Origin of the sequence: Acinetobacter baretiae, from assembly GCF_015627105.1 — a bacterium.
Classification (GTDB): Bacteria; Pseudomonadota; Gammaproteobacteria; order Pseudomonadales; family Moraxellaceae; genus Acinetobacter; species Acinetobacter baretiae.
In genome coordinates this window covers 1-13,286 of the sequence record NZ_VTDM01000013.1, presented here as the reverse complement: position 1 = coordinate 13,286, position 13,286 = coordinate 1, and the positions used below count along the sequence as shown (strand labels likewise).

General features: G+C 36.7%; 13 protein-coding genes. 7 read left to right on the top strand and 6 right to left on the bottom strand.

All coding sequences use genetic code 11. The features are described 5' to 3' along the window. The first annotated feature begins 8 nt into the window (after positions 1-8). On the top strand, positions 9-806 hold the full coding sequence (gene truA / locus I2F17_RS06635; RefSeq protein WP_211139404.1) for a tRNA pseudouridine(38-40) synthase TruA: 798 nt from the start codon (positions 9-11) through the stop codon (positions 804-806). A gap of 102 nt (positions 807-908) precedes the next feature. After that, positions 909-1,130: a translation initiation factor IF-1 gene (infA, locus tag I2F17_RS06630; protein ID WP_004718087.1), complete on the top strand. Its 222-nt coding sequence runs from the start codon at positions 909-911 to the stop codon at positions 1,128-1,130. 170 nt (positions 1,131-1,300) lie between these two features. On the opposite strand, the gene I2F17_RS06625 is transcribed toward infA, so the two are convergent. The 5 genes from I2F17_RS06625 to leuC form a co-directional block, all read right to left on the bottom strand. Beyond that, positions 1,301-2,290 carry an SMI1/KNR4 family protein gene (locus I2F17_RS06625; protein ID WP_211139403.1) on the bottom strand — a complete coding sequence of 330 codons (990 nt, stop codon included), beginning with the start codon at positions 2,288-2,290 and terminating at the stop codon, positions 1,301-1,303. 705 nt (positions 2,291-2,995) lie between these two features. Further along, positions 2,996-4,072 carry a 3-isopropylmalate dehydrogenase gene (leuB, locus tag I2F17_RS06620; protein WP_211139402.1) on the bottom strand — a complete coding sequence of 359 codons (1,077 nt, stop codon included), beginning with the start codon at positions 4,070-4,072 and terminating at the stop codon, positions 2,996-2,998. A 40-nt stretch (positions 4,073-4,112) separates the two neighbouring features. Next, the gene (locus tag I2F17_RS06615) at positions 4,113-4,691 is read right to left on the bottom strand and encodes a hypothetical protein (protein WP_196423636.1); all 579 of its coding nucleotides are present in this window, start codon (positions 4,689-4,691) and stop codon (positions 4,113-4,115) included. An 86-nt stretch (positions 4,692-4,777) separates the two neighbouring features. Next, positions 4,778-5,428 (bottom strand): 3-isopropylmalate dehydratase small subunit, encoded by a 651-nt coding sequence (gene leuD, locus I2F17_RS06610; RefSeq protein WP_196423637.1) that lies wholly within the window; start codon positions 5,426-5,428, stop codon positions 4,778-4,780. Between the two features lie 11 nt (positions 5,429-5,439). Then, the gene (gene leuC, locus I2F17_RS06605) at positions 5,440-6,858 is read right to left on the bottom strand and encodes a 3-isopropylmalate dehydratase large subunit (RefSeq protein ID WP_211139401.1); all 1,419 of its coding nucleotides are present in this window, start codon (positions 6,856-6,858) and stop codon (positions 5,440-5,442) included. A gap of 238 nt (positions 6,859-7,096) precedes the next feature. Between leuC and I2F17_RS06600 the strand changes: the two genes are divergently transcribed. After that, positions 7,097-7,984: a LysR family transcriptional regulator gene (locus tag I2F17_RS06600; RefSeq protein WP_196423639.1), complete on the top strand. Its 888-nt coding sequence runs from the start codon at positions 7,097-7,099 to the stop codon at positions 7,982-7,984. 179 nt (positions 7,985-8,163) lie between these two features. Continuing rightward, positions 8,164-8,511, top strand: coding sequence for a hypothetical protein (locus I2F17_RS06595; RefSeq protein WP_211139400.1), 348 nt, complete (start codon positions 8,164-8,166; stop codon positions 8,509-8,511). Positions 8,512-8,616: 105 nt separating this feature from the next. Here the strand turns inward: I2F17_RS06595 and I2F17_RS06590 are convergent, their stop codons facing one another. Then, positions 8,617-9,270: an HAD family hydrolase gene (locus I2F17_RS06590; RefSeq protein WP_196423641.1), complete on the bottom strand. Its 654-nt coding sequence runs from the start codon at positions 9,268-9,270 to the stop codon at positions 8,617-8,619. 185 nt (positions 9,271-9,455) lie between these two features. Here I2F17_RS06590 and I2F17_RS06585 point away from each other — a divergent pair, with 185 nt between their 5' ends. From I2F17_RS06585 to I2F17_RS06575, 3 genes are all read left to right on the top strand, one after another. After that, on the top strand, positions 9,456-9,929 hold the full coding sequence (locus I2F17_RS06585) for an RNA pyrophosphohydrolase (protein ID WP_196423642.1): 474 nt from the start codon (positions 9,456-9,458) through the stop codon (positions 9,927-9,929). 101 nt (positions 9,930-10,030) lie between these two features. Continuing rightward, a complete protein-coding gene (gene ptsP / locus I2F17_RS06580) occupies positions 10,031-12,325 on the top strand; it encodes a phosphoenolpyruvate--protein phosphotransferase (RefSeq protein WP_196423643.1) in 2,295 nt (764 codons plus the stop codon). 555 nt (positions 12,326-12,880) lie between these two features. Continuing rightward, positions 12,881-13,237, top strand: a complete 357-nt coding sequence (locus I2F17_RS06575) for an IS630 transposase-related protein (protein ID WP_196424062.1) — start codon at positions 12,881-12,883, stop codon at positions 13,235-13,237. The last annotated feature ends 49 nt before the right edge of the window (positions 13,238-13,286 follow it).

Below are 13,286 nucleotides of genomic sequence, written 5' to 3'. Positions count from 1 at the left end.
GGTTTACAATGCAACGATATGCAATAGGAATAGAATATTGCGGCACACATTATCGAGGTTGGCAAACCCAACAAGCAGGTGTAGTGAGTGTACAAGAAACCATTGAACAGGTATTAAGCAAAGTCGCAAATCATCAAGTGATTTTACATGGTGCAGGTCGTACAGATGCAGGCGTTCATGCGACCAATATGGTGGCACACTTTGACAGCCCATCACAACGTAGTGATTACGGTTGGATTCGAGGCACCAATAGCCAATTGCCTAAAGATATTTCTCTACAATGGATTAAACGCATGGATGATGACTTTCATGCTCGATTTAAAGCCACATCACGGCGTTATCGTTACGTGATTTATAATGCACCTTACCGCCCTGCACTTCTTTACAAACAAGTCACTCATGTAACAATCCCGTTAGATTTTCTAGCCATGCAACGCGCCACTAAAAAATTTGAAGGAACACATAATTTTGAAAGTTTTCGTGCTGCTGCATGTCAATCAAATCAACCAATAAGACATGTCTCTCATTGCCATTTAACGCAACATGGGCCATTTATGATATTGGACATTCAAGCAGATGGTTTTTTACACCATATGGTACGTAATATCGTAGGCTGTTTAATTGACATTGGCCAACATACACATGACGAAGCGTATATTGACACAATTTTTGCAGCACAAGACCGTAAAGCGGCTGGAATGACAGCACCTGCAGATGGTTTATATTTTATTCAGGCCACCTATCCTGAAATATTTAATTTACCTCAGGTTGCTCTTGGCCCTCAGTGGTTAAATTGGCCGACTTAATCGCCATGCTTATTTTATCAGCCGCCTCAAGGCACTTGCTTGTGTTCTTATTGTAATTTGTATATAATTTGCGCCTTGTCATTTTATTCATTTAGGTAGGCTATGGCCAATAAAGAGGAACTGATCGAGTTCGAAGGCGTTGTCACCGAGACGCTTCCTAATACTATGTTTCGTGTTCGTTTAGAAAATGGGCATGAAGTAATTGCGCATATTTCTGGTAAAATGCGTAAGCACTATATCCGTATATTAACTGGCGATAACGTAAAAGTCGAAATGACGCCTTACGATTTAACAAAAGGTCGTATTACTTATCGTGCACGCTAGTCATTAGTCGAAGCGAAAAAGCCACTCAATATAGCGTGGCTTTTTTTTGAATCTTAAAAATCATGAATGTATGTCAATCTGTATTAAAATTTTTATATAGGCTGTCGCTATCATAATACATGGCTTGAAAACAACTCATCTTATGTTCATTGTTGAGCAAGCTAACTCACTTAAGTCATAGCATTGAGTTGTGTAATTTTTTCACGAATTAATGCATACAGTGAATCTGCAACAACATAGCGATCCCATGATTCATTACTCAACACAATAATTTGGCCAATCTGACCACATGCACTAGGTGCCATATCAATCAATAAATAATCCCCTTGCTTATCTGTAGCAATTGGAATCCATTCTGGTTTTGCATATGCATGTGCATCAATTTCTAGATCATAGTCTCCAAAATAATCATCTTCTAGCATATCTTGTGTATCTTCGATCAAATCTTGTATTGCTTCCCATTCTTGTGCAATATCCGCAAAAGACAATAGTTCAAAAGCATCATCTGTATCTAATGTAAATAACCATTCACAAGAAGCATGGTTAACATCATGAATCGTATACAGTGCCAATAATTCTACAGGGTATTTAACATTTGTTATTTGATCTATTTCATGCTGAGTCACTCCACTTTGAAGAACATCATGTATCGTTTCTTCATCATGCTGTTGACTTAAGGCATTCACCCAATCATGCCATAATTGTAGATATTGGGGGTCTCTTTGCAAAGATGTTTCTTTTGCAGTTTTATGGAAAGGATATGTTGTATAGTGGCCTAAACGAAACAAGTAAAAAATACTATCTGCATTTTCAATGATATACACATAAATCTGATCTGCAACTTTTAAATAGTTAAATGCTGTTTTTGACTTTTCGAGCGCCACCCACTCTTCTTCATGTTCAGCATAATAGTCCGATAGACGTTGATTTTTGTATATAATACAAACATTTTTAGAGCTCATCGTCAGACTATTACTGTCTCTATTTAAAAATATATTGGGCTGGTGCCATCGATAGCTATCAACATAAGACATATCACTAACTTTTTCGATACAATAATCTTCCCCAAATCCTGCAATTAACGTATCTAATGAAAAATTACTTGGTAGTTTCTGATCATTGATCACAAACATATTTTCATTTATTTCTAATCTGTACATATGAGACTCTCACACTAAAAATCAAACTTAACACACTATTTATTATAAATATATTAAATAAGTCACACTATTGCGCTCTATGATGTACTCAAAATGATTTGGAAAAGATATATACTGAAAAGGCTATTTAATTCAAATTTTACTCACCAATAAATACAAATTATTGTTTTTTAATTAAACTATCGAAAATACATACAAGTAAAGACTACAGAATATGTGTAGGCAAGCCATTCATTTTATTCGCTGTATGCACAAATAAAAGGTTTTATTGTATATAGATATGGTTTATATTTTTTATGAAAAAAATACAGTGACTTACATAAATATTAACCAACTTAAGTCCTGTTTAATGAATTCGAGTAAGCTACTGTTTTATATGTTTTTATATAAAATAAATGCTTTCTTTTACAGTCTAGTATGATGAATAGACCAATTTCCCTTTAAAAAACAGCACTGAGTGACTGAAAGTATAAGCTACATAATTTCAGTATTTGATTAAAACATCATAAGCAAATGATTTTAAAAAAATTTAAGCAGAATTCGGGTTAATTAGGGGGTCATTTAATTAAAAATGATCAAGATATTTTATATTACTCAACAATTGATTTTTAATGACCACATAAAAATATGTCATGACCTCTTTTAAAACACATAAGGCAGAATCATATTGCCTATGACTCTGCCTATTTTTCATTCTATAAAGAATTATAATGCGGCAACAACAGCCTCACCCATGGCTTTCGTACCGATTTTTTGCATGCCTGTAGACATAATATCAGCCGTACGTAGACCTTGATCGAGTACCTTACCAACCGCCTGCTCAATAGCAAGTGCAGCCGTTTCCTCTCTAAAAGTATAACGTAACATCATAGCAACAGATAAGATGGTTGCAAGCGGGTTAGCAATATCTTGTCCTGCAATATCAGGAGCTGAACCATGACAAGGTTCATACATGCCTTTTCCTTGCTCATCTAAAGAAGCAGATGGCAACATGCCAATCGATCCTGTGAGCATTGCAGCTTCATCTGATAAAATATCACCAAATAAATTACCGGTCACAATCACATCAAACTGTTTTGGTGCGCGTACAAGTTGCATGGCAGCATTATCGACATACATATGTGACAGATTAATCTCTGGATAATTGTCTTGTTGTACCTGAGTGACCGTTTGTTTCCAAAGTTCTGTCACTTCAAGCACATTGGCTTTATCGACTGAACAAACTTTACTACCACGTAATTGTGCAAGCTCAAATGCTACTTTTGCAATACGCTTAATTTCAGATTCAGCATATACATCCGTGTTGTATCCTTGTTTTTCACCGTTCTCTAGCTCACGAATACCACGAGGCTGGCCGAAATAAATACCACCGGTCAATTCACGAACGATTAAAATATCTAAACCAGAGACGACTTCAGGTTTTAAACTCGAAGCATCTGCAAGCTGTGGATACAAAATAGCAGGGCGCAAATTTGCAAATAGATTCAACTCACTTCTAATTTTAAGAAGACCACGTTCTGGACGAATTGAACGCTCGATTGTATCCCATTTTGGCCCACCAACTGCCCCCAATAAAATTGCATCTGCATCTTTCGCTTGTTGGCTCGTAATATCTGGGTATGGACTACCATGTACGTCGATTGCAGCACCACCAAGTAACCCATGCTCCCAGTCCAAATCTAAGTGAAACTTTTGATTGACCTCAGCAAGTACTGTTTCTGCTGCTTTGATAATTTCAGGGCCAATTCCATCACCCGCTAAAATAAGAATCTTTTTTGACATAGCATGTTGTTCCAGCATTATATTTTATGAAATAAATCACCTAATCTTTAAATGATTTAAAATCGTTTTTTTGTTCTACAAACTCACCTAAGCCGGTTAAAACATTATATGGTTTACAAAAGCGACGAATCACTCGTTGCCCTTCTAAAAGCTTGACACATAATGGATCTGGTGTAGATAAACTCAGTAGATTATTATCACGTTTAATCCGATCTCTATACATACTAAAAGTATAATTTTGATTAGGTTTAAACTGATGAATAACATTAATTTTTTCTGCACGATCTAAAGAAATTGGATAAAAACGAATCACAATTTCTTGTTGTTGTGCAGGTATCGTTAAATACAAGTGATTTGACTCTAACGTAGAGCTTAACTGTAGGCGAACATAGCCTTTTTGAATAGCATCATAGTCCACTAAATGTGTTGTTTCATTCACAATACGAACATGATTTACGCGTTCAAATTCACACTTTTTTGCACCGTCACAAAAAATTTTCACAGTACTATTGTTAGGCAATACTTGTTTTGAAACCAAATGCTTTGGCGTTGTTTGACATGCGCTGAAACTCAAACAGCACATGCCGATCAGCACCATTTTAGCAGTCATGTTTTTCATGGATTTAAGCCAACCTGACGGCAGTCTATTCAAAAGATGACTTATTTTAACAAGAGTTTATTTAATGCACCACGACTATCATGCTATTAAGATGAAAGTGCATTAAAAATCCATGGTTTACGTTGTTTAATTTTATCTTCATAAGCGTGTATAAGCTCACTATCTTGCAATGTTAAACCAATGTCGTCCAAACCATTTAATAAACAATGCTTACGAAATGGATCTACTTCAAATTGAAACACTTCACCACTTGATAAGCGAACTTCTTGCGTTGCTAAGTCTACAGTTAAAGTATAGCCTTCTTGCGCTTGGCATGCCTTAATAATGCAGTCCACTTGCTCTTCTGACAAAATCACAGGCAACATGCCATTTTTAAAACTATTGTTATAAAAAATATCCGCATAACTTGGAGCAATCACTGTACGAAAGCCATATTCGTTGAGTGCCCACGGCGCATGTTCACGACTTGAACCACAACCAAAGTTTTTACGCGTAACCAAAATGGTTGCACCTTGATAACGTGCTTGATTTAATACAAAATCTGGATTTTTAGGGCGTTTACTGTTGTCTTGTCCGGGATAACCTTCATCTAAATAACGAAGCTCATCGAATAAATTATCCCCAAAACCTGTACGTTTAATTGATTTCAAAAACTGTTTTGGAATAATTAAATCTGTATCAACATTTGCACGATCTAAGGGTGCAACAATTCCTGTTTCAATGGTATATGCTTTCATTGTATTGCTCCTTAGAATGTACGAACATCGACAAAATGACCTGCGATTGCAGCAGCAGCGGCCATTGCAGGGCTCACCAAATGTGTACGCCCTCCATTGCCCTGACGCCCTTCAAAGTTACGATTTGAAGTTGATGCGCAATGTTCGCCCGATTGTAATTTATCTGCATTCATGGCTAAACACATTGAACAACCAGGTTCACGCCACTCAAATCCTGCATCAATAAAGATTTGATGCAATCCTTCTTGCTCAGCTTGTGATTTCACTAAACCTGACCCTGGTACAACCATCGCTTGTTTAATTGTGGTCGCCACTTTACGACCTTTAACAATCTGAGCTGCTGCTCGAATGTCTTCAATCCGTGAATTAGTACAAGAACCAATAAAAACACGATCAAGACGAATATCTTTTAAAGCCTGTCCTTCGGTTAAACCCATATATTGATATGAACGAATCCAATCGTTACGCTGTACATCATCTTTGGCTTCTGCAAGCGTTGGAACCATTTTAGATACAGGAATAACCATTTCAGGTGAGGTTCCCCAAGATACTTGTGGTTCAATATCTTCACCTTGTAATACCACAACAGTATCAAAATGTGCATCAGCATCTGAATGCAATGTATTCCAATACTCTACAGCTTTATCCCAATCTTGCGCTTTAGGCGCATATGGGCGATTTTTGACATAGTCGATAGTTTTATCATCTACACCAACCAACCCTACTCGTGCACCGCCTTCGATGGCCATATTACATACGGTCATACGGCCTTCAATAGACATATCTCGGAAAACTTGACCACCAAACTCTATGGCATGGCCTGTGCCACCTGCTGTTCCAATTTTTCCAATAATCGCCAATACAACGTCTTTTGATGTAACACCTTGGCCAAGCTTGCCATCTACACGCACAAGCATGTTTTTCATTTTCTTTTGTACTAAGCACTGAGTTGCAAGCACATGTTCAACTTCTGAGGTGCCGATGCCATGTGCTAAACAACCAAATGCACCATGTGTAGCAGTATGTGAGTCACCACAAACCACGGTCATACCAGGTAAAGTTAAACCTTGTTCGGGGCCAACCACATGCACAATACCTTGACGAACATCATTAATGCCAAATTGCACAACATTAAAACTCTTACAGTTGTCATCTAATGTTTGAACTTGAATACGTGATGTGTGATCTTCAATGCCTGCAATGCCTTGTTCACGTTCTTTTTTAGACGTTGGAACATTATGATCTGGTGTGGCAACATTTGCCCCTAAACGCCATGGCTGACGACCTGCAAGTACAAGACCTTCAAAAGCCTGTGGCGAAGTTACTTCATGTAAAAGTTGTCGATCGATGTAAATTAAACTTGAACCATCGTCACGTTGTTTAACTAAATGGTCATCCCATAATTTATCGTATAACGTTTTGCCTGCCATGTCGTTGTACTCCATTGGACTGGGTGCGTTTTGAGTGGTTTATAAGCCATTATAGCTTGAGTTTATCATAAATCTAATTTATCATTTTTATACATCATTAAACTTTTTGGAATCATTCAATGATGTATAAAAGGCATTTAAAATTTTTATAACCACCTGCTTAATCACAATAATTATGTAAAAAAATGATATAATTTAGCCTATTATATGCATTCTTCCGACCACAAAGGGATAGACCATGAATCTTTCAGCTTTTGAAGCATTTGTAAAAGTAATGGAAACTGGGTCTATTTCTTTGGCAGCAGATCAACTTTTTATTACTCAACCTGCTGTGACTAAGCGTATTCACAATGTAGAGTCTTATTTTAATGTGAGACTTTTTGAGTCTGCTGGACGAGGAATCCAACCCACACAAGTGGCATATCACTTACTCCCTGAAGTTAAAGCATGGCTTAATACCCTTGGTAGTATTCACCATACATTAAGCCATGAACATGAATCCGTTCAAGGATTACTCAAACTAGGTACAAGCCATCATATTGGTTTACACCACTTACCTCAACATTTAAAGCATTATGTTCAACAATACCCACAAGTCACCCTTGATGTAAAGTTTGTAGATTCAGAACAGGCACACGAACATGTACTTGCAGGTGATTTAGAAATTGCCTTTTTAACACTTCCTCCTAAACTTGATGAGCGTTTAAGTTACATTTCTTTATGGGAAGATCCTTTAATTTTTGTTGCTGCTCCTTTTCACCCATTGGCCATGGCCCAATCATTAAGCCTTGAACAACTCATGAGCTACCCAAGTTTATTGCCTGCGGCAAAAACGTATACTAGCCAAATTACTTTAGCAGAATTTGAAAAACAAAATTTACGCCCTAAAGTGAGTATGACCAATAACCCATTAGAGTCTATTCGTATGCTTGCCTCTATAGGCTTAGGATGGTCTGTCTTACCTCAAACACTACTCAATGATGATCTTGTTCGCTTAAATCTTAATCTTGAGCTCAAACGAACCCTTGGTATGGTATGGCATCCTCATCGTAGCCAATCTAAGGCCACTGAAGCACTCATTGATTTTATGACATTACAGCAATGTGCAAAATTTGAAGAAAATTAGAGCTGACCATTTTTTCAATCTCGATCAATGCATATCTCGGTATATTTAATGACACAAAATAAATATAACCAGACAGTAGAGATATTTAATGTGATTTAAATCATAAAATTATATTTTAATGATATATTTGAAACAATTTTAAACTATAGTTTGCTTTTAAATTTTAAAAGTCAGTCATTATGTTAAATTTCGTTAGTAATGAAGATGAGTTAACATCTGCTCTCCAAAATAATTTACAAACTATTGAAGTTAAAGGTGAGTTTGCAAATGATCTTGCTCGACGTATCAAGCTCATGAAATCTGCATTCAAAAATATGTTGTTTACGCTGCCAATATGTGGGCTGTTGATGGTGTATTACCAAATTGATTTAATGGCTATTTTGATATCTATGCTTGTTACAGTCATATTTGTTTATGGCACATTTTACTTCATATTACGTGGCTCAACCTTCAAAAAAATGACAGATGAATATATCGTCCAAGAAAAAGCCACTCACTACCTACGCTTAGAAAGAAAATCAATCTAACAGTAATAGGCTTACAAAAATTTCAGCTTTCATTGACCTCCAATTTCATCAGCATGCAGAATTGCTTGTATTCACCATTCACCATCATGAATACAAGCGATACTTTTAAGACATAGACCAGTCTAAAATAGGCCATGCCTGTTCGTTTGCTAACGCCGTTAAACGTGTATCAGGCGTTACAGCAAATGCATGATCTGCATATTTCAATAAAAAGCGATCATTAAAAGAGTCTGAATATGCCCAGCTTTCTTCAACGTCTTGACCATCTAACCACTGCGCTAAACGCTCTAATTTTCCTGTTTGAAAACATGGTATTCCTAAAACACGCCCCGTATAACGACCCTCATGTCGCTCAGCTTGTGTTGCAATCACTTGAGTAATGCCAAAAGCATTAAAAATAGGTGTGGTAATAAAATCATTTGTTGCCGTAATACCCACAATTTCATGACCTAGTGCTTGATGATATTGCACTTTTTTTAATCCTTCAGGTCGCATTTGTGGTCGAATCACGTTATGCATAAAACGTGCATGAACCTGAGCTAATGTTGCTTGGTCATTTTGTGTCAAAAATTCAAAGACAAATTCATTGTACGCAATTGGATCAAGTTGACCAGCTTTGTAATCTTCATAAAATTGGTCATTCATTTTACGATGACGTTGCTCATCAACCAAGCCTTCTTGAATCAGAAATTCACCCCAAGAATGATCTGAATCTATGTTTAGTAAGGTATGATCTAAGTCAAATAAAGCCAATTTCATGAAAACTCTCATTTAATGTAAAGAATAAAGAAAAAAAATGTAAATCAATCACCGATTAAGGTCAGAAATTCGTTAAGATCATAGCAATTTTTTAATAAGATTCTACGGTCTTTTTTTTACAAGCGTATGCTAAATACTTTTATTTAAATCAGACCTATAAAAATCAATAGAATATAGGTAGCCAAATGATCGACTCCGAAGGTTTCCGACCCAATGTCGGGATCATTTTGGCAAACGATAATGGACAAGTGTTATGGGCAAAACGCATTGGGCACAATGCTTGGCAATTTCCACAAGGTGGTATACAGCAAGGCGAAACTCCTGAACAAGCACTTTATAGAGAGCTCAGAGAAGAAGTAGGCCTGCTTCCCGAACATGTCCAAATGATTGCACAAACCAAAGGTTGGTTACGCTATCGTTTGCCACACCGATACATTCGTTCAGGCTCTGAACCCATTTGTATTGGACAAAAACAGAAATGGTTTTTATTACGACTGATTGCACCCACCAAATATATACAGTTGAACTTATCACATCCGCCCGAATTTGATCAGTGGCAATGGGTCAGTTATTGGTATCCACTGGGGCAAGTCGTCAATTTTAAACGAGATGTTTACCGTAAAGCCATGCTTGAGTTATCTACTCAATTTTTACACTAAAAAATGTATAAAAAGAGGCAGTTTTAGTGAATGATTTTTCTGCATGATACTGTTATAACTACAGTGATTATTACCTATTAAATGCTCAGGAGTATGCATTTATGTCGAACATGCAACTAGATACATTAAGGCGCATTGTCCAAGAAATCAATGCCTCTAATGACCTTCATGAGTCTTTAGACATTATGGTCAAACAAGTATCTGCGGCAATGGACGTTGATGTATGTTCGATTTATTTACTTGATGAGCGTAATGAATCTTACTTACTGATGGCCACCAAAGGATTAAATATTGAATCTGTCGGCCATGTATCACTACAGTTTGGTGAAGGATTAGTGGGTTTAGTCGGACAACGAGAAGAAATCGTTAACCTTGAACATGCATCCGAGCACGAAAAGTATGCATACTTTCCTGAAACAGGCGAAGAAAACTATCACTCATTTATGGGTGTACCTGTTATGTATCGCCGTAAAGTCATGGGAGTACTGGTTGTACAAAACAAACAACGCCAAGATTTTAGTGAAGCTGCAGAATCTTTTTTAGTCACTTTATGTGCGCAACTTTCAGGCGTGATTGCCCATGCACATGCAGTCAATGGTACTGACTTGTTTAGAAAAGTGGCCAATATTTCAAGCTATAAAACATTTCAGGGTGTTGCTGGCTCTGGCGGTATTGCGCTAGGTCGTGCGATTGTACTTTACCCACCGTCAGACATCTCTGCTGTACCCGAAAGAGAAGCAGAAGATATTAGCGAACAATTAACGCTGCTCGATCAAGCCGTGATTTCAGTTCGTGAAAACATCAAACGTTTAGATGAAAAAATGCAAGACTCTCTCATGTCTGATGAGCGGGCTTTATTTAGTATTTTTTTACGTATGCTCGATGATCATGCCTTACCACAAGAAATTAAAGAGGAAATTAAAGCAGGTCACTGGGCACAAGGTGCGGTTAGAATTGTTTTAGAACGCCATATCGCTCATTTTGCTCAAATGGAAGATGATTATTTACGTGAACGTGTATCTGACCTAAAAGATTTAGGACGGCGTATTTTAGCATCACTGCAAGAGGCCGATGCAAGCCATAAAGAATTAAGTTCAGACAGTATTTTAATTGGTGATGAAATTAGTACTGCTGCATTGGTCGAACTGCCTTTAGACAAAATAGCTGCCATTGTCACCACAGATGGTGCAGCAAACTCTCATATGGTCATTGTTGCACGTGCTTTAGGTATTCCTACCGTTGTGGGAGTGACTGAATTACCTATTAACACGCTTGACGATGTAGAAATGATTGTTGACGCTTACCAAGGTAAAGTCACCATTAACCCACCTCGTAGATTACGTCAACGTTATAAAGAGATTCAAAAAGAAGAAGAGCAAATTGCAAAAGAGTTAAAACAATACGAAACCAAAGACACCATCACACCAGATGGATTTGCGATCAACTTACTGGTCAATACAGGTTTGATGATTGATGTTGTTCGTGGAGTACAACGTGGTGCTAAAGGCGTTGGCTTATATCGTAGTGAAATTCCATTCATGTTACGCGATCGCTTTCCGGGTGAAGAAGAACAACGTGTCATTTACCGTCAGCAACTTAGTCACTTTGCCAACAAACCTGTCACCATGCGTACCTTAGACATAGGTGCAGATAAAGAACTGCCTTACTTTAGTATTAAAGAGGCAAACTCTGCATTGGGTTGGCGTGGTTTACGGTTTACTTTAGACCATCCTGAAATCTTTTCTTCACAAATTCGAGCCATGCTGAAAGCCAATATAGGCTTAAATAATCTACATATTTTGTTACCGATGGTCACAAGTATTAGTGAGGTTGAAGAAGTACTTTACTTGCTAGAACGAGACTGTAAAGCCATTCAAGAAGAAGAACAGGTTAAAATTACCCAACCTAAATTAGGCATTATGGTTGAAGTACCTAGTGTACTTTTTCAAATTCGTGAATTTTCAGGTTTAGTTGATTTTTTCTCTGTCGGTTCCAACGATTTAACCCAATACCTATTGGCTGTAGATCGTAACAACTCACATGTATCGGGCGTATATTCTCATTTTCACCCTGCTGTATTACGGGCACTCAATCGCTTAGTACAAGAATGTCATCAATATAACAAACCGATTAGTATTTGCGGTGAAATGGCTGGAGACCCTCTTTCTGCAATTTTGCTTATGGCAATGGGATTTAATACGCTTTCTATGAGCTCAAGTAATATTTTACGTGTACGTAAAGCCATTTGCCACGTGCCCATGCATGAAGCTCAAGAGCTACTTGCGCATGTACTTACTTTGAACAATCCATTAATTATTAAAAGTTGGTTAGAAAATTATTTTAAAACACATGGCTTAGCCGATATGGTGAAAACCAATCGTTTAATTACTAGCTAATTAAAAGGCATTACTTCGCTTTAAAAACCTTGTTTAAGTTGAATAGTCAATCATTCTCGTGAATGAGTGATAAACCCACTGACTTAAACAAGGCTCACGTTATTTAACTCAAAATTCAAAATAAAAGGGGCTTAATATTAGCTCTGAAATAAAAAACTAATCATCATATACAACCTTAAATCAATTTTTTATTTTTTAAAAAACAATTAAATGGCTTAATACATATGATATTAGAATGATGAAAATTTATCATATGAAATCAATTGCTTATAACTTTCTCTATATTAAACATGTATATAGCATCTATCGTCTAACATTTAAGTTTGTTTAGTGATCTTGGGCATAACGACACTCTCTCATCAATCCATTGCAATATTTAAATTAAAGCTTAAAAATAAGAACAATCATCTATTTAGGCATTAACAAAATTAAAATTATTGCCCAAATGGATAAATCATTGTTATTTATTATTTTTTAACTGTTGTACCCGATCAAATATTTCATTAAAAATAACTGTATATAGTCAAACAATCAAAAATATAAGACAATATAAAAATGAGTTATTCAGAACATTTTAGACGAAAAGTGATAGCGAAGCTTGAGGAAGGATATTCCATACGAGCGGTCTCTGCACAATTTGAAATTGATAAAAATACAATTTTGAGTTGGAAAAAACGAATTGAGGTTAAAAGAACCCGCCCACGGAAACCTTTTAAAATTGAGGATGATGCACTACGTGCTGATGTTGAGAAATATCCAGATGATTATCAATATGAGCGTGCTGTACGCTTTTCCTGCTCAGCTGCATCTATTGGTTATGCATTAAAACGTTTAGGAATCACAGTGAAAAAAAGACCTTACGCCACCCACAAGCCAAAGAATCCCTCAGATCAGAATTTATCGAAGCTTTAGATCAGCTTAAACAAAAGCACCCCATTGTTTATCTTGATGAAAGCGGGTT

Bases quoted from the DNA above. Each gene is read 5' to 3' on its own strand.
- leuC (WP_211139401.1), bottom strand. From the start codon at position 6,858: ATGGCAGGCAAAACGTTATACGATAAATTATGGGATGACCATTTAGTT.
- I2F17_RS06615 (WP_196423636.1), bottom strand. From the start codon at position 4,691: ATGAAAAACATGACTGCTAAAATGGTGCTGATCGGCATGTGCTGTTTG.
- infA (WP_004718087.1), top strand. From the start codon at position 909: ATGGCCAATAAAGAGGAACTGATCGAGTTCGAAGGCGTTGTCACCGAG.
- ptsP (WP_196423643.1), top strand. From the start codon at position 10,031: ATGTCGAACATGCAACTAGATACATTAAGGCGCATTGTCCAAGAAATC.
- leuB (WP_211139402.1), bottom strand. From the start codon at position 4,072: ATGTCAAAAAAGATTCTTATTTTAGCGGGTGATGGAATTGGCCCTGAA.
- I2F17_RS06595 (WP_211139400.1), top strand. From the start codon at position 8,164: ATGTTAAATTTCGTTAGTAATGAAGATGAGTTAACATCTGCTCTCCAA.
- truA (WP_211139404.1), top strand. From the start codon at position 9: ATGCAACGATATGCAATAGGAATAGAATATTGCGGCACACATTATCGA.
- leuD (WP_196423637.1), bottom strand. From the start codon at position 5,428: ATGAAAGCATATACCATTGAAACAGGAATTGTTGCACCCTTAGATCGT.
- I2F17_RS06590 (WP_196423641.1), bottom strand. From the start codon at position 9,270: ATGAAATTGGCTTTATTTGACTTAGATCATACCTTACTAAACATAGAT.
- I2F17_RS06585 (WP_196423642.1), top strand. From the start codon at position 9,456: ATGATCGACTCCGAAGGTTTCCGACCCAATGTCGGGATCATTTTGGCA.
- I2F17_RS06600 (WP_196423639.1), top strand. From the start codon at position 7,097: ATGAATCTTTCAGCTTTTGAAGCATTTGTAAAAGTAATGGAAACTGGG.
- I2F17_RS06625 (WP_211139403.1), bottom strand. From the start codon at position 2,290: ATGTACAGATTAGAAATAAATGAAAATATGTTTGTGATCAATGATCAG.
- I2F17_RS06575 (WP_196424062.1), top strand. From the start codon at position 12,881: ATGAGTTATTCAGAACATTTTAGACGAAAAGTGATAGCGAAGCTTGAG.